The sequence below is a fragment of the Amaricoccus sp. genome (assembly GCF_047602525.1).
Lineage (GTDB): Bacteria > Pseudomonadota > Alphaproteobacteria > Rhodobacterales > Rhodobacteraceae > Amaricoccus.
This window is the reverse complement of the sequence record NZ_JASGHB010000001.1, coordinates 621,390-636,535: the sequence shown is the minus strand read 5'-3', so window position 1 is coordinate 636,535 and position 15,146 is coordinate 621,390. Positions and strand designations below refer to the sequence as shown.

General features: G+C 68.9%; 14 protein-coding genes, 1 tRNA gene and 3 pseudogenes. 9 read left to right on the top strand and 9 right to left on the bottom strand.

All coding sequences use genetic code 11. The features are described 5' to 3' along the window. Window positions 1-210: 210 nt before the first annotated feature. The 5 genes and pseudogenes from typA to QM699_RS03585 all read right to left on the bottom strand — a co-directional run bounded on the left by typA (window position 211) and on the right by QM699_RS03585 (window position 8,223). Complete coding sequence (gene typA / locus QM699_RS03605; RefSeq protein ID WP_415009844.1) at window positions 211-2,028, bottom strand: translational GTPase TypA; 1,818 nt, start codon at window positions 2,026-2,028, stop codon at window positions 211-213. Between the two features lie 289 nt (window positions 2,029-2,317). Then, window positions 2,318-3,343 carry a recombinase RecA gene (gene recA / locus QM699_RS03600; protein WP_415009843.1) on the bottom strand — a complete coding sequence of 342 codons (1,026 nt, stop codon included), beginning with the start codon at window positions 3,341-3,343 and terminating at the stop codon, window positions 2,318-2,320. 189 nt (window positions 3,344-3,532) lie between these two features. Next, window positions 3,533-4,363, bottom strand: a complete 831-nt coding sequence (locus tag QM699_RS03595) for a 4-(cytidine 5'-diphospho)-2-C-methyl-D-erythritol kinase (protein WP_415009842.1) — start codon at window positions 4,361-4,363, stop codon at window positions 3,533-3,535. A gap of 401 nt (window positions 4,364-4,764) precedes the next feature. Next, window positions 4,765-6,462, bottom strand: coding sequence for a tetratricopeptide repeat protein (locus QM699_RS03590; RefSeq protein WP_415009841.1), 1,698 nt, complete (start codon window positions 6,460-6,462; stop codon window positions 4,765-4,767). Window positions 6,463-6,565: 103 nt separating this feature from the next. After that, a pseudogene (locus tag QM699_RS03585) lies at window positions 6,566-8,223 on the bottom strand (electron transfer flavoprotein-ubiquinone oxidoreductase). 269 nt (window positions 8,224-8,492) lie between these two features. On the opposite strand from QM699_RS03585, the gene QM699_RS03580 reads away from it, so the two are divergent. Further along, window positions 8,493-8,780 carry a ribbon-helix-helix domain-containing protein gene (locus QM699_RS03580; RefSeq protein WP_415009840.1) on the top strand — a complete coding sequence of 96 codons (288 nt, stop codon included), beginning with the start codon at window positions 8,493-8,495 and terminating at the stop codon, window positions 8,778-8,780. A gap of 124 nt (window positions 8,781-8,904) precedes the next feature. Next, a tRNA-Ser gene (locus QM699_RS03575) sits at window positions 8,905-8,994 on the top strand. 241 nt (window positions 8,995-9,235) lie between these two features. On the opposite strand, the pseudogene QM699_RS03570 reads toward QM699_RS03575, so the two are convergent. From QM699_RS03570 to QM699_RS03560, 3 genes and pseudogenes are all read right to left on the bottom strand, one after another. Continuing rightward, window positions 9,236-9,838, bottom strand: a pseudogene (locus tag QM699_RS03570) (recombinase family protein); the annotation flags it as partial. Window positions 9,839-9,953: 115 nt separating this feature from the next. Next, the gene (locus QM699_RS03565) at window positions 9,954-10,415 is read right to left on the bottom strand and encodes a type II toxin-antitoxin system VapC family toxin (RefSeq protein WP_415009839.1); all 462 of its coding nucleotides are present in this window, start codon (window positions 10,413-10,415) and stop codon (window positions 9,954-9,956) included. Continuing rightward, entirely contained in the window at window positions 10,412-10,660 is a 249-nt protein-coding gene (locus QM699_RS03560) for a type II toxin-antitoxin system Phd/YefM family antitoxin (RefSeq protein WP_415009838.1), read from the bottom strand. Before QM699_RS03560 ends, QM699_RS03565 begins: the two co-directional genes overlap by 4 nt. 248 nt (window positions 10,661-10,908) lie before the next feature. Here QM699_RS03560 and QM699_RS03555 point away from each other — a divergent pair, with 248 nt between their 5' ends. The 4 genes and pseudogenes from QM699_RS03555 to QM699_RS03540 all read left to right on the top strand — a co-directional run. After that, a complete protein-coding gene (locus QM699_RS03555) occupies window positions 10,909-11,130 on the top strand; it encodes a hypothetical protein (RefSeq protein WP_415012827.1) in 222 nt (73 codons plus the stop codon). A 64-nt stretch (window positions 11,131-11,194) separates the two neighbouring features. Then, a complete protein-coding gene (locus tag QM699_RS03550) occupies window positions 11,195-11,452 on the top strand; it encodes a type II toxin-antitoxin system ParD family antitoxin (protein ID WP_415009837.1) in 258 nt (85 codons plus the stop codon). 17 nt (window positions 11,453-11,469) lie between these two features. Continuing rightward, window positions 11,470-11,796: a type II toxin-antitoxin system RelE/ParE family toxin gene (locus QM699_RS03545; protein ID WP_415012689.1), complete on the top strand. Its 327-nt coding sequence runs from the start codon at window positions 11,470-11,472 to the stop codon at window positions 11,794-11,796. A gap of 32 nt (window positions 11,797-11,828) precedes the next feature. Beyond that, a pseudogene (locus QM699_RS03540) lies at window positions 11,829-11,981 on the top strand (acyl-CoA transferase); the annotation flags it as partial. Between the two features lie 77 nt (window positions 11,982-12,058). Here QM699_RS03540 and QM699_RS03535 read toward each other — a convergent pair. Next, window positions 12,059-12,739: a GntR family transcriptional regulator gene (locus QM699_RS03535; protein WP_415009836.1), complete on the bottom strand. Its 681-nt coding sequence runs from the start codon at window positions 12,737-12,739 to the stop codon at window positions 12,059-12,061. A gap of 107 nt (window positions 12,740-12,846) precedes the next feature. Between QM699_RS03535 and QM699_RS03530 the strand changes: the two genes are divergently transcribed. From QM699_RS03530 to QM699_RS03520, 3 genes are read left to right on the top strand one after another with little or no spacing between them, the layout of a single operon-like run. Beyond that, window positions 12,847-13,449 carry an amino acid synthesis family protein gene (locus QM699_RS03530; protein ID WP_415009835.1) on the top strand — a complete coding sequence of 201 codons (603 nt, stop codon included), beginning with the start codon at window positions 12,847-12,849 and terminating at the stop codon, window positions 13,447-13,449. Beyond that, complete coding sequence (locus QM699_RS03525; RefSeq protein ID WP_415009834.1) at window positions 13,421-14,218, top strand: alpha/beta fold hydrolase; 798 nt, start codon at window positions 13,421-13,423, stop codon at window positions 14,216-14,218. Before QM699_RS03530 ends, QM699_RS03525 begins: the two co-directional genes overlap by 29 nt. Then, window positions 14,215-15,144: a flavin reductase family protein gene (locus QM699_RS03520; RefSeq protein WP_415009833.1), complete on the top strand. Its 930-nt coding sequence runs from the start codon at window positions 14,215-14,217 to the stop codon at window positions 15,142-15,144. Before QM699_RS03525 ends, QM699_RS03520 begins: the two co-directional genes overlap by 4 nt. The last annotated feature ends 2 nt before the right edge of the window (window positions 15,145-15,146 follow it).

Sequence of the window (15,146 nt, the reverse complement as noted above, 5' to 3'; positions counted from 1 at the left end):
TTCCGTGCCAACCCTCACGACCGCTACGCCGTGCCGCGATCGCACTCAATCAGGGGTATTGTGCGCCGAATTTCCCCGCTTCGACGCGCAATCGCCGCGCGACCCAAGGGCGTCTTGCAATTGCGCGACACAACCTTTCCGTGAATTGCAAAGCCATTCGCAAAACGCAAAGATTGCATCGCGTCGATCCAACTCTCCCTCAGGATGCCCTCAGGCGCCCTTTCGGGACTCGCGCTTGCGCTCGTGCGGGTCGAGATAGCGCTTGCGGAGACGGATGTGCCGGGGCGTGACCTCCACCAGTTCGTCGTCCTCGACATAGGCGATCGCCTGCTCCAGCGTCGGCCGCGCCGGCGGCGTCAGCACCACGGCCTCGTCCTTTCCGGCCGCACGAATGTTGGTAAGCTTCTTGCCTTTCAACGGGTTGACCTCGAGGTCATTGTCCCGGCTGTGTTCGCCGAGGATCATGCCCTGATAGACCTGCTCGCCCGCGCCGATGAAGAAGCGGCCGCGGTCCTCCAGATTGAACAGCGCGTAGGGCACGCTCGTGCCGTCCTCGATCGAAACGAGCACACCCTGCCGGCGGCCCGGAATGGCGCCCTTGTGCGGCGCCCAGCTGTGAAAGACGCGATTAAGAATACCCGTTCCGCGAGTATCCGTCAGAAACTCGCCATGGTAGCCGATGAGGCCGCGGCTCGGCACATGGGCGACGATGCGGGTCTTGCCACCGGCGCCGGTGCGCATCTCCGCCAGCTCTCCCTTGCGCTGCGACAGCTTGTCGACCACGACACCGGCGAATTCCTCGTCGACGTCGACCGTCACCTCCTCGACCGGCTCCAAGCGGTCGCCGCCTTCCTCGCGGAAGATCACCCGCGGGCGCGAAATCGACAACTCGAAGCCCTCGCGGCGCATGTTCTCGATGAGGACGCCCATCTGCAGCTCACCGCGGCCGGCGACCTCGAAAGCGTCGCCGCCCGGGGTGTCGGTGACGCGGATGGCGACGTTCGATTCCGCTTCGCGGAGCAGGCGGTCGCGGATGACGCGGGACTGGACCTTGTCGCCGTCGCGGCCGGCGAGCGGGCTGTCGTTGATGCCGAAGGTGACGGAGATCGTCGGCGGGTCGATCGGCTGGGCCGGGATCGGCTCGCCAATCGACAGGTCGGCAATGGTGTCCGCGACGGTCGCCTTTGTCATTCCGGCCAGGCTGACGATGTCGCCGGCCTCGGCCACCTCGATCGGCTGCCGCCCAAGTCCGCGGAATGCGAGGATTTTCGAGATGCGGAACCGCTCGATCTCGGTGCCGTCGCGGGAGAGGGCGTGGACGGACTGGCCGGTGCGGACCGTGCCGGTCTCGATGCGGCCGGTCAGCAGGCGGCCGAGATAGGGGTCGGCGGCGAGGGTGGTGGCGAGCATCGAGAACGGCTCGTCGGTGCGGGACAGCTGCGCCGGAGGCGGCACGTAGTCGACGACGAGCTGGTACAGCGCAGACAAGTCCTGCCGCGGGCCGTGGAGTTCCGTGTCGGCCCAGCCGGCGCGGCCAGAAGCGTAGAGAACCGGGAAGTCGAGCTGATCCTCGTTGGCATCGAGCGTCACGAACAGATCGAAGACTTCATTCAGCGCCCGGTCGGGTTCGGCATCGGGCTTGTCGACTTTATTCAGAACGACGATCGGCTTTAGTCCGAGGCGCAGGGCCTTGGCGGTGACGAATTTGGTCTGCGGCATCGGGCCTTCGGCGGCGTCGACGAGCAGGACGACGCCGTCGACCATGCTGAGGATGCGCTCCACCTCGCCGCCGAAATCGGCGTGGCCGGGGGTGTCGACGATATTGATGCGCTGGCCGTGCCACTCGACAGACGTGGCCTTGGCGAGGATGGTGATGCCCCGCTCGCGCTCCAGGTCATTGGAATCCATGGCCCTTTCGACAGTGGCCTGGTTCTCGCGGAACGCACCGGACTGCTTCAGGAGGGCGTCGACGAGGGTCGTCTTGCCATGGTCGACGTGCGCGATGATCGCGATATTGCGGATGTCCATTGGTGGGCCTGGATGATGGTCGGGTCGGTCGCCCGTCACCGCGCCCCTTATCCGTTGCGGCGCAAGATGGCAACGGTCGGGCGTATTCCGAGGATGCACGGAGCATGCACAAACCATGCACCGATCATATGCATGATCCGGCGGGGCAGCTCCCGTTGCGCACCGCATAACCGACGGAGCGAGCGGCGCCGCTCCGGGCAAGTGGATGAGAGGCGGAGAGCCGCCGGACGCCCGTGACGCCCGGCCGTCCGTCGGTGGTCGTCCGTCGGTGGTCGCCAGCCGGCGGCCGTCAGTCGTCGAGAACGTCCGCGGTGTCCTCGCCGGACATGGCGAAGTCGAGGCCATGGGCGGCGCGGATCTTGTCCTCGATCGACCAGGCGATGTCGGGGTTGTCCTTGAGGAAGGTCTTGGCGTTCTCGCGGCCCTGGCCGATGCGCTGGTCGGCGAAGGAGTACCAGGCGCCGGATTTCTCGACGACGCCGGCCTTGACACCGATGTCGATCAGCTCGCCGCGCTTGGAGATGCCCTCGCCATACATGATGTCGAACTCGACCTGCTTGAACGGCGGCGCGACCTTGTTCTTCACCACCTTGACGCGGGTGGAGTTGCCGACCACCTCGTCGCGGTCCTTGATTGCGCCGATGCGGCGGATGTCGAGGCGGACGCTGGCGTAGAACTTCAGCGCGTTGCCACCGGAGGTGGTCTCGGGGCTTCCGAACATCACGCCGATCTTCATGCGGATCTGGTTGATGAAGATAACCATGCAGTTCGAGCGGCTGATGGCGGAGGTGAGCTTTCGCATCGCCTGCGACATCAGGCGGGCCTGGGCGCCGACCTGCGCGTCGCCCATCTCGCCCTCGAGCTCGGACTTCGGCGTGAGCGCCGCGACCGAGTCGACGACGACAACGGAGACGGCACCCGAGCGCACCAGCGTCTCGGTGATCTCGAGCGCCTGCTCGCCGGTGTCGGGCTGCGAGATCAGGAGTTCGTCGATGTTGACGCCGACCTTCTTGGCATAGACCGGATCGAGCGCGTGCTCGGCATCGACGAAGGCGCAGACGCCGCCCTTCTTCTGCTCCTCGGAGATGACGTGGAGCGCGAGGGTGGTCTTGCCGGAGCTCTCGGGCCCGTAGATCTCGATGATCCGCCCCTTGGGCAGGCCGCCGATGCCGAGCGCGATGTCGAGGCCGATGGAGCCCGTGGAAATCGCCTCGATGTCGAGGGCCGGCGTCGAGCCGAGCCGCATGATCGAGCCCTTGCCGAAGCTGCGCTCGATCTGCGCCAGCGCGGATTCGAGCGCCTTCTGCTTGTCCATGCCGCGTCTCTCGGAAAAATCCACAACGGAGTTCATTGCGTCGGCCCCTTATTCCACAGTTGCCGGAGGGCGGCAATCGCGCGCGTCGTTCACGTCTTGTTCACCTCGCCAACGTGGGGCCAAAACGAGAACATTTCAAGTCGAATGTTCGCGATGCGCCGATGTTTGCGGGGAGAGGTTAACGCGCGCCTAACCGACCGACGCGGCGGCGACCCACCAGGCCGGTTCCGCCGCGCGCAGGGCTGCGGCGGCGGCGAGGGCGGCGGCCTCGGCCGCGAACAGGGCGAAGCAGGTGGCGCCGGAACCGGACATGCGGGCGAGGCGGCTGCCGGGTTGCGCGGCGAGGGCCGCGAGCGTGGCGCCGATCACGGGCGCGTGGGCGACGGCGGCCGGCTCGAGGTCGTTGCGCTGGTGGGCGAGCCAGTCGAAGAGGGTCGCGGGGGTCGGGACGGCGGGGAGGTCGGTCAGGGGCGGATTGTCGCGCGAGGCGAGGCCGGCGAAGACTGCGCCGGTCGGCACCGGGACGCCGGGGTTGGCGAGGACGATCCAGACCGGCGGGAGCCGGACCGGGGTGAGGATTTCGCCGATGCCCTGCATCCGGGTGGCGCGGCTGGCGACGCAGACGGGCAGGTCGGCGCCGAGAGCGAGGATGACGTCCGGGCCGGGCAGCGGCCGCGACCAGAGGCGAGAGAGGAGCCGCAAGGTGGCGGCGGCGTCGGCGGAGCCGCCGCCGATGCCGCTGGCGACGGGGAGCGACTTGGTGAGGCGCAGCGCGGCCCCCCGCCCTGCCCCGAATGCCTGTGCGGCGCGGAGAACGAGGTTCGCGGGGCCGGCGTCGAGATCGCGGGCGAAGGGGCCGTCGATGCTGAGCGAGAGGCCGCGCGCCGGCTCTGCCTCGAGGTGGTCGCCGAGCGCGGGAAAGACGGCGAGGCTGTCGAGCAGGTGGTAGCCATCGGACCGGCGGCCGGTGACGTGAAGCGCGAGGTTGACCTTGGCGCGGGCGAGTTCGGTGGTGGTCATCGTGCGCAGGCGGCTGACGGGAGGACGTCGGTGGTGCGCGGGACACGGGTTGGGAAAAGCCCCGGCCGGTGGAAGGGCAGGACGGCCGGGAAAGACGGATTTGACGCGTGGCAAATCCGTCCGCGCTCGCCCCGGCGGGGGGCGAGCGCGCTTCCGCGCTCGCCGCGGCGATCCCGGCCGGATGGCACGCTGCCGCGGAAATCCGCACCCCTCGCGGCCTTCGATTGATCGAAAGCCGCCCCCGGGAAACGCTCCGCCGCAGCGTTTCCTTGTCGGGGCGGAACTCGCACGGGCCTCCGGCCCGCGCCTCCGTCGAAGAGAGGCCGCCTGACGCCCGACTGCCGCAGTCCCGGACTGGCCTGGGGCGTGCCGACGCTTTTCCCGGACGTCCTAGGAGGCACTCACCCGTCCTTGCCCGGATCTTCCGCCTGCACCTTGTCGAGGCCCTCGGCGAGCTTCTTCCTGATGCGGTCCATGTCGAGGTCGTCCGCCGGCCCGAAGGAGAGCGCGCGGCGCCACTGGAACTCGGCCTCGCGCTTGCGGCCGACCTTCCAGAGCACGTCGCCGAGATGGTCGTTGATGACCGCATCGTCGGGGGTCAGCTCGACGGCGTGCAGCATCGGCTTGACGGCATCCTGGTAGCGGCCGAGGCGGTAGAGCACCCAGCCGAGCGAGTCGGTGATATAGCCGTCGTCGGGCTTGGCCTCTGCGGCCTGCTCGATCATGCCGAGGGCCTCGTCGAGGCTCTCGTGCTTCTCGACCATGGAATAGCCGAGGTAGTTCAGCACCAGCGGCTGGCCCGGCTCGAGCGTCAGCGCCTCGCGGAAATCGGCCTCGGCCTTCGGCCAGTCGCCCGCCCGCTCATAGGAGATGCCGCGGGAGTAGTAGAGCACCCAGTGCGCCGGCTTCGGATCGCCGGCGAGCGCGATCGCGCGGGTATAGACCTCGGCAGCCTCGGCGAACTTCTCCTCGGCGCGCAGCGCGTCGCCGAGCGCGCTCTCGACCTCGATCATGTCGCCGTGGGACTTGGCGAGCGCGGTCAGCGTGGCGATGCCGGCGGCCGGATCGCCGGCGGAACGCTGGGTGGCGGCGCGGCGGATCTCGGTGGTGACGTACCAGGGCGAGGTCTGCGCCACGCCGGCGAGCGCGTCGGTCGCGAGCGCGAACTGGCCCTCGTCCTCGAGGATCTGGGCGGAGAGAAGATGCGCCTCGACGAGGTCGGGGCGGATTTGCTGGGCAAGGCGGGCGTGAACAAGGGCGACGCGCTGGGTATCGGCGGCGTTCAGCGCATCGGCCAGCGTGAGGAAGACCTCGGCCGCGCCGTCCTTCGCACTCGCCACCTGGTCGAAGGGCACTTCCTCGCCGGCGGCGAGGCGGTTGCGCAGGTCGAGGAGCGGGGCGTCGGGCTGCCCCCCGGCCATGGCGGCGTCGATCATCGCCACGGCGTCGGCCTCGCGGCCGAGCTGGGCGAGGATCTCGGCGTGTGCCACCACGGCGGAGCGGTTGAGGTGCAGCGGGCCCTTGTCGCCGCCGGCCATCAGCGCCTCGGCGGAAACGAAGTCGCCGGCGAGCGCGAGCGCGAGCGCCTTGTGGTACTGGCCATAGGCGAGCAGAGCGTCGTTGCCGCGCATGGCGTCGAAGCGGGCCTGGGCGGCGGGAAAATCCTCGCGGCCCACCTCGATCCAGCCGGCGATGAGGCCGCCGAGCAGCGGGTTCACCGTGTCGCCGGCCTTGGTAAGGATGTCGCCCGCCGCGGCAAAGTCGCCGGCGGCGATCCGGTCGCCAAGGCGCACGAGGGTCGCCACCTGATTGTTCGGCGCGACCGCTTCCAGCCGGTCGGCGAGCGGGCGGGCGGCGGCGAAATCGCCCATCGCGACGCGGGCGACCGTGGCGTTGGTGAGCAGGCGGAGGTTGGCCGGATCGGCGGCGAGCGCCTCGTCGTAGTAGGCGGCGGCCTCCGGGTAATCGTTGCGGTAGTCGGCCTGCATCGCCGCGAGATACGCCCCCGACAGGCTCTCGGCGCCGGCGGGGATCGCCGCGGCGGCGAGGAGCACCGCCAGCGCGAGGCGGCGGGCGAGGGAGGCTGGCTGGATCGGCACGGGGGCGGCTCTCCGGAACGGGGTCGGCAGACCCTATGCCGGCGAGTCGGTGGATTCAATTGCGCAAAGCGCCCGAGGCGGCCCTCCGCCGGGCCCGCCTCGCTCACATGTTCGGGTAGTTGGGGCCGTCGCCGCCCTGGGGCGTCACCCAGACGATGTTCTGGCTCGGGTCCTTGATGTCGCAGGTCTTGCAGTGGACGCAGTTCTGGAAATTGATCTGGAACCGCGGGTTGGAGCCGTCCTCGTCGCGCAGCACCTCGTAGACCCCGGCCGGGCAGTAGCGCTGCGCCGGCTCGGCGAACTCGGGCAGGTTGACGTCGATCGGCACGCCCGGGTCCTTCAGCGTCAGGTGCGCGGGCTGGCTCTCGTCGTGGTTGGTGAAGCTGAAGGCGACGTTGGTCAGGCGGTCGAACGAGAGCACGCCGTCGGGCCGGGGATAGTCGATCGGCGCGAAGTCCCTGGCCTTGCCGGTGGCGGCGGCATCGGTCTTGCCGTGACCGAGCGTGCCGAGCGGCGAGCGGTTGCCGGTCAGGCTGTTCAGCCACATGTCGGCGCCGCCGAGCGCCAGCGACGCGACGAGACCGTAGCGCGACCAGAGCGGCTTGACGTTGCGCACCGGCTTCAGGTCGGCGGCGATCGGGCCGGAGCGGACGGACGCCTCGTAGGCGACAAGCTCGTCGCCCTCGCGGCCGGCGGCGATCGCGGCGTGGGCGGCCTCGGCGGCGGCCTTGCCCGACAGCATGGCGTTGTGGTTGCCCTTGATGCGCGGCACGTTGACGAAGCCCGCCGAGCAGCCGAGCAGCCCGCCGCCCGGGAAGGTGAGCTTCGGGATCGACTGCCAGCCGCCTTCGGTGATCGCGCGGGCGCCGTAGGCGATGCGCTTGCCGCCCGCGAGCACCTCGGCGAACAGCGGGTGATGCTTCGCGCGCTGGAATTCCATGTACGGGTAGAGCCACGGGTTCGCGTAGTTCAGGTGCACGACGAAGCCGAGGAACACCTGATTCCCCTCCAGGTGGTACATGAACGAGCCACCGCCGGCGTTGCCGCCGAGCGGCCAGCCCATCGTGTGCGTGACCTGGCCGAGGCGATGGTTCTCCGGGCGGATTTCCCAGAATCTCCTTCATGCCGAGGCCGTACTTCTGCGGCTCGTGGCCGTCGGCGAGGCCCCAGAGCGCGATGGCCTGCTTCGAGAGCGAGCCACGGGCGCCCTCGGCGAGCAGCACGTACTTGCCGCGCAGCTCCATGCCGGGCTCGTAGTTCGGCCCGGGCGTGCGATCCCGCTCGAGGCCGAACTCGCCGGCGACGACGCCCTTCAGCACGCCGCCCTCGACCACGAGCTGCGACGCGGCCATGCCGGGGAAGATCTCGACGCCGAGTTCCTCGGCGATCCCGGCCATCCAGCGGCAGACGTTGGCCATCGACACGATGTAGTTGCCGTGGTTCGACATGAGCTTCGGCATCGGCCAGTTCGGGATGCGCATCTGGCCGCCCTGCCCCAGCATGAAGAAGCGGTCGTCGGTGACGGGCGTGGTGATCGGCGCGCCGCGCTCGCGCCAGTCGGGCAGCAGCGCGTCGAGGCCGATGGGGTCGAGCACCGCGCCCGAGAGGATGTGCGCGCCGGCCTCGGACCCCTTTTCGAGCAGGACGACCGAGAGATCGGGATCGAGCTGCTTCAGCCGGATCGCCGCGGAGAGGCCCGCCGGGCCGCCGCCGACGATCACGACGTCGTAGTCCATCGAACTCCCGCTCGATCCCGGCCATCGCTTCCCGCCTCCGCTACCCGTGTTTGCTGGGCTCCGGTGCTACCCCGGGGTGGGTGAACGGTCAATCTCATGCCGCAGCGCACCAGCGCGCCTCGAGGCTCGCGCCGCCGAGACTTGCGGCCCCCGGGGACGGGCACGCTCGGGACCGGCCCCCATGGGATTGGCACGCATGGGATTGGCGCGCGCGAGACTTACGGAGACTTGCACCGGGGAAACGCCGCGCTACGCTCCTTGGGGAAACCCCAGCGAACCGGAGGGCCGGCTCCCGTGTGCCATATCTTCGCCAGCCAGGATCCGGCAGGCTACGAGCCGGAGACCCGCCGGCTGCGCCTCAACGGCCAGAGCACCAGCATCCGCCTCGAGGCGGCGTTCTGGCGCATCCTCGACGGCATCGCCGAGGGCGAGGGCTACACCACCCCGGGCTTCATCTCGAAGCTGCACGAGGAGGTGCTGCTGATCCACGGCGAGGCGCCGAACTTCAGCTCGCTCCTGCGCTGCACCTGCCTCATCCACCTGGCCGAGTCCCGCCCGACCCTGCAGCTCGCGGCGGAATAGTCCGGCAGCCGTACGGGGGCGGCCGCGCCGGCCGGAGGTTCCGGCGGGAACTTCGGCGGGAACTTCGGCGGCGCCCCGGAAATTCGCCTTGTTCCGCTGCCGGCGCTTGCCTATACGAGGCGGCGGAGCTGTGGCCGAGTGGTCGAAGGCACACCCCTGCTAAGGGTGCAGACGGGAAACCGTCTCGAGGGTTCGAATCCCTTCGGCTCCGCCACTTCGGAACAAAACCGGGAACGCCAATTCCCGCCGATTTCCCTCCTTTTGCAGCCACCAACGTCCGCAACAGGGTGCTTTTGGTTCCCATGATGCGGATTTCGTCGTCGGCGATCCTCGCGGCGGCCGAGGACGGCGCCAAGCAGCTTCTCCAGCCGGTCGGGATCGAGCAAGCGGTCCTCGATATGGCGCACCACCATGCGGTCGAGCTTGTCCATTGGGATCGCACGGCCCTTGCAGCCGGTTTCGCCCTGCCGCGCCTTGATCGAGCAGGCATAGTAGCGATAGCGGCCCCCTTTGCCGGTGCGGATGGTCATGGCTCCCCCGCAATTGCCGCAATAGCAGGTGCCGGTGAGCAGCGTCGGCCCGATGACGACGCGCGCCGGCAGCTCGGTCTTGGGATTGCGGGCCTGCAAGAGCGCCTGCACGGCGTCGAACGTCTCCCGCTCGATCAGCGCCGGCACCTGAACCGTGATGACTTCTTCCTCCGGCTTCAATTCCTTGGCCTTGGACCGCTTGTTGAACTGGTGCTCGCCGATATAGGTGCGCCGGGTCAGAACTCGGTGAACCTGACCGATGCCCCAGCGCCCGCCATCGCGGGTGAAGATGGGGTCATCCCCCATTTCCTGTGTGATCGAAACCAGCTTGACACCGTTCTTCGCCAGCTTGCGGACATAGAACTCAAGCTCGAAGTGATCACGGAAGAAACGGCTGAACGAATGGACCACGACGACATCGAACGGCGCAGGCTTCGACGTGCCCGCCTCGATCATGCGTTGGAACTCCGGGCGGCGGTCATTGGTGGCCGATGCGCCGGGTTCGACAAAGGTCTCGACCAGTTGCAACCCGCGCGCCTCGCAATAGGCTTCGCCCTATCGGGAATGGAAACGTCATGTTCGGCCTGCCGTGCTGTCGAAACGCGCAGATATAGTGCGGCGCGCAGCGGCACGGTGGAGGTGGTCATGCCTGGCCTCCTTCGGCGGTCGCCTCGTCAGGCGACAGCACGGCGACACCGAACGGCAGGAAATGTTTCGTGTTGCGACTAACAACGATGAGTTCATGCGCGGCGGCAATGCCCGCGATCACGGCATCGGCCATGCCGGGATCGTGGCCGGGGGCGAGCGCCTTAGCCTCCAGCTGCCCGCCGAGTGCGGCGGCCTGCGCGTCGAAGCCAATGATCTTGTCATCATATGTGGCGATGAGACCACCGAGCCATGCCTTCAGGCTCGCGGCTTTCGTCGTAGCTCCCTTGTGGTCGAGGAGCGCGATTCCTTTCTCAATCTCATGGATCGAGACGACCGACAGGAATATCCGGCCGTCACTGTCCATGCGATCCAGCCAGTCGAGAAAATCGACTGACGCTTCCGCCCTCGACGGCGCCAACATGGAAATGACGTTGGTGTCGAGAAGGAAGCCGCTCAAAGCTCAACATCCCGCGATGGTTTGCGGTTGCGCGGGAAATCTCCGCCTGGGAACGTCCTGAGATAGCTGACAAGGCCCGCCCGTTTGCGCGTCAGCGCCTTGCGCGCGATCTCCGCCGCCTCGACCGAGACCAAGGCCGCAACGGGCTTGCCATGACGGGTGATGGTCACGATCTCTCCTTTGACGGCTTCATCGACCAGGCTGGAAAAGCCAGCCTTGGCGTCTCTGAGGTTGATGGTCAGCATGTTGCGCCTCCGTATGTAGACATATGTGACTACATGTAATCTATTGGAGGGCGGATTTCAACGTCGATTTCGACGCCGGGAGCGTCAGCCGCCGGGGCCGAACAGTTCATCGAACAGGCCGCCGAACCACCTCTCGAACACCTCGACCTCGGCCTGCGTGACCGGGACGGGGCGCGGCCAATCGTCGGTGACGGTCCAGGTGGACAGGTCGTGTTTGGGCGGCCGGCCCATAGGAAAGGGAGCAGTGAATGACGCGAATGATCCTGACGGACAGGCAGTGGGCGCTGATGGAGCCCCATTGCCTTGGGAAGGCGACGGACCCCGGTCGGACAGGCGGGGACGCGCGGCTATTCATGGAGGCGGTGCTGTGGATCGCGCGGAAGCGGCTGGACCTCGTGCGGGATGCCGCACGAGCGCATGACGCTGTGCCGGGGCTGATCGTGGCGAACTGGGTGGAGCCCGGCTCGTAACAGCGGGAGGTCGACATTCAGGGTCGATTGGCATATATTGCCAATGACCTGCATGGAGGCACATATGGTCACGCGAAACGTCGTTCTGACTGACACGCAATCCGACCTGGTCGACCGTCTGGTCGCTTCCGGGCGCTATCAGAATGCTTCGGAAGCCTTGCGGGCCGGGCTGCGATTGCTCGAACGCGAAGAAACCGAGCTCGGCGCGTTGCGTGACCGGCTGGCGGCCGGGATGGAACAGGCCAGGCGCGGCGATCTGGCCGAGGGGAGCGGTGAAGATGCGATCCGGCGTGCCTTTGCTCTCGCGCGCCAATCGTCCTGATGCCGAAGCCCTAGCGCCTGACGCGACAGGCCGAAGCCTCACTCGTCGACATCGCGAACTGGACCGTCGAGACCTTCGGCCCTCGACAGGCGGCCGCCTATGAGGAAGACCTGATCGTCCGCTGCGCAGAGATCGCGGCCGGTACGGCCATGTCGCAGGACTGCCGCCGGATCATCGACGCGGAGTTGCCCGAGGATCTGCGCTTCGCACGCTGTGGCCAGCATTTCGTCATTTTCGTCGAGGAGGCAGAACAGGTGATCATCATTGATTTCCTGCACGCCCGCGCGGACCTGCCGCGGCGGCTTGCAGCCATCACGGAACCGAAGCCCGACAGGGACCACTGAAGCCGGGCGGGTCCCGGACAACCGGGACCACCATGCCCTCCACACGCGAAACCATCCTCACCGCGCTGCACACGCGGCTTTCGGCGTCGCCCGCAACCGCCCTGCGCGGCGAGGTATTGCCCGATCGCGTGCCGGCAACCGGGTTGCTGATCCTGCGCGACGGCGAACCCGGCGAGTCTAAGCTGAACACAGTTGCTTCAGGCGCGGCCGCGGGGCTCCTCACGATGCACCGCCGTCCTCGCCTCGCCGGGGCGCGCCGGCGTCACTCGGCCAGCAGCCGCTCGGCGATGCCGCAGGCCTCGGAGATGTGCATCCGGCAGGCGTCGCCGGCCGCTTCCGGCTGGTTGGCGGCGATCGCCTCGAAGATCGTGCGAAGGCGCCGGGGCCCCGTGACCTTGCGATCCCCCGAGCCAAGAGTCAGCACGCGGAGCTGGGCGATGCGGCCGTTCAACCGGCGGACGATCTCTCCGGCGATGGGATGGCCGCCCTCGGCGAAGATCGTGTCGTAAAAGGCTTCGGTCGCCTCGAGCACGGCCATCCAGTCGCGGGCGCCGGCCCGCGTCTCGATCTCGTCCACGGCCTGCCGCAGCCGGGCCTTGACCGCCCCGTCAGCCACCCGCGCGCATGCCTCGACCGCGGCGGCCTCGAGCGCGGCGCGGATCTCGAAGATCTGCCGCGCGTCATCCCAGGACAGCCGCGAGACCACCGGCCCCTGCCCTTCGGTCGTCACAAGACCCTCGGCGTCGAGATGGCGGATCACCTCGCGGATCACCGACCGGCTGACCCCGAGCTGCTCGCACAGGCTCCGCTCGACCAGCCGCTGCCCCGGCTTGAACACGCCGGAAATGATCGCCCGCCGCAGGCGATCGAGCGCCATCGCCCGCAGGGTCAGGGGCGGGCTCTCGATGCGCAGCGCGCTCAGATCGTGGCTTTGATCCATCATGCGCCCTTCCTTAGCCGCAGGCCTCGGCGTTAACAATTCTTGACAGCCCGACCTTGGTATACCATAAGACCGGAAGACTCGTCGAATCGAAAACGGAGCCGATCACCTTGGCCGTCCAAATCCGAAAGACCCTGCTCCAGGTGGAGACGATCCTTGTCGAGGGCGGCAAAGCGGCGGCGACGCCGCTGCGCCTCTATGCGGCGATGGCGGTGGTGAAGAACCCGTGGGCCGGCCTCGGCTACGTCGAGGACCTGAAGCCCGAGATCCACGCCGCCGCCCCGGTTCTGGGCGAGTTGCTGACGAAGATGATCATCGACACCGTCGGCTCGGGCGCCGCGGTCGAAGGCTACGGCAAGGCCGCGGTCGTCGGGCTCAACGGCGAGCTCGAGCACGCCTCGGCGCTGATCCACACGCTCCGCTTCGGCAACCACTACCGCGAGGCGGTGGGGGCGAAGTCCTACCTCGCCTTCTGCAACACCCGCGGCCCGGCGAACGCGCCGGTGATGATCCCGCTGATGGACAAGAACGACGAGGGCCGCCGTTCGCACTACCTGACGATCCAGACCGCCATCCCCGACTCCCCGGCCGCCGACGAGATCGTCGTGGCGCTCGGCGCCTCGGTCGGCGGGCGTCCGCACCACCGCATCGGCGACCGCTATCAGGACCTGAAGGACCTCGGCCGTGACGTGCACAATCCCGCGGCGGTCTGAGACCCGGTCGGGCACGGCATATGTCGCCGAGGGCACGGGCGAGCCTCTCGTCCTGATCCACGGCGTCGGGCTGCGGCTCGAAGCGTGGGCCGCGCAGATCGAGGCGCTCGCGGCGACGCACCGGGTGATCGCGCTCGACATGCCGGGCCACGGCGGCAGCGCGCCGCTGGACGCCGACGCCCGACTGCCAGACTTCGTAGCCTGGCTCGAACGGACCTTCGACGACCTGCGGCTGGAGCGGGCCAACCTCGCCGGGCACTCGATGGGCGCGCTCATCACCGGCGGCATGGCCGCGACGCATCCGGGCCGACTCGACCGCGTGGCGCTGCTCTGCGGCGTCCACCGCCGCACCCCCGAGGCGGCCGCCGCCGTGCAGGCCCGCGCCGCGACGCTGCGCGACGGCGAGCGCGACAGCTCGGGCCCGCTTTCCCGCTGGTTCGGCAACGCCGCCTCGCCGGCCCGCACGCTCGTCCGCGACTGGCTCGAGAGCGTCGATCCCGACGGCTATGCCACCGCCTACACCGCCTTCGCCACCGGCGACGCCACCTATGCCGACGCCTGGCCCGCGATCGCGCAGCCGGCGCTGTTCCTGACCGGCGCGCTCGATGGCAACTCGACACCGGAGATGGCCCGCACGATGGCCGCCGCCGCCCTGCGCGGCACGGCCGTGGTGATCGAAGGCCACGGCCACATGGTGCCGATGACCGCCCCCGACGCCGTCAACGCCGCGCTCCGCGCCTGGCTCGCCGGAGAGGCCCGCCCGCAATGACCGCCGCCATCGACCCCCGCGCGCTCCGCAGCGCCTTCGGCTCGTTCCTGACCGGCGTCACCGTCGTCACCGCCAACGACGCCGAGGGCCGGCCGCTCGGCTTCACCGCCAACTCCTTCACCTCGGTGTCGCTCGAACCGGCGCTGCTCCTCGTCTGCCTCGCCAAGCGGTCGTACAACTACGCCGCCCTGACCGGCGCTGCGGGCTTTGCCGTCAACATCCTCGCCGAGGATCAGGAGGCGGTCTCCAACACCTTCGCCCGCCCCTCCGACGACCGCTTCGCCACCGTCGGCTGGCGACCCGGCCCGCACGGCGCCCCGGTTCTGGACGGCGCCGCCGCCTGGTTCGACTGCGCCATGCACGAGATCGTCGATGCCGGCGACCACGCCGTCCTGATCGGCCGCGTCACGGCATTCGACGACGCCGGCACCAACGGCCTCGGCTATGCGCGGGGCGCCTACGTCAAGCCCGGCACCATGGCCAAAGCCGTCGCGGCCGCCGCCGACGGCGCGGCCATGGTCGGCGCTGTCGTCGAGCGCGACGGCGCGATCCTGCTCCTCGGCCCCGACGAGGGCCCCTTCACCCTGCCCGAGGCGCCGATCGACTCGGCGAACGACCCGGCCGCGCTGCGCGCCTTCCTGCTGCGCGCCATCGGCCTGCCGACCCACGTCGGCTTCGTCTACTCGGTCTACGAGAACCGCACGACGCAGCGCCAGCATATCGTCTACCGCTGCGACGCCGGCTTTGGCGCCCCGAGCCAGGGCCGCTTCGTGCCGCTCGACGCGCTGCCGCTCGACCGCATCGCCGACGGCCCGACCCGCGACGTGGTGCGCCGCTTCGCCGCCGAGAGCGCGCTCGGCAACTTCAGCGTCTACTTCGGCAACGAAGCCTCCGGGCGCACCCACCCCCTCGGCAGGAAGGCCTGAGC